Origin of the sequence: Streptomyces sp. SID12501, from assembly GCF_010550245.1 — a bacterium.
GTDB lineage: Bacteria > Actinomycetota > Actinomycetes > Streptomycetales > Streptomycetaceae > Streptomyces.
The window spans coordinates 1-391 of sequence record NZ_JAAGLU010001017.1; the positions used below are offsets into that span (position 1 = coordinate 1).

At 73.9% G+C, this 391-nt stretch carries 1 pseudogene; it reads right to left on the reverse strand.

Features of this window, described 5'->3' with window-relative positions:
• Window positions 1–4: 4 nt before the first annotated feature.
• Window positions 5–391, reverse strand: a pseudogene (locus tag G3I71_RS49615) (S1 family peptidase); the annotation flags it as partial.

The window sequence follows — 391 nt, forward strand, 5'->3', positions numbered from 1 at the left end:
CGCGTCAGGCGAGCAGCGTCGCGTCGAGCGCCCCGAGGACGGCGTCGATCGGGTTGACGTACGTCAGCCCTCGACCATTCTCGCCCCCGGTCTCCGACCCGGCAAAGAGCAGCCCCAGGGCGACCCCGTCCTCGCGGTACACGAGCGAGCCCGAGTCGCCGCCGCGCGAGAACGGCGACCGCCCGGTGCCCTCGACCTCGATCTGGTCGTCGAACCGCAGGTCGCCCAGCTCCTCGCCGTAGCCGACGACGACGTCGTCGAGCTCGATGGCCGTCACGCGTCCGGCGGTGACGGCCGTGGTGCGGCCGATCTTGCCGACGGTCTCGCCGCCGAGCGCGCGCGCCGTCGTGGTGACGGCCCCGACGGGGTAGGTGGCGTCGACGTCGGGGTC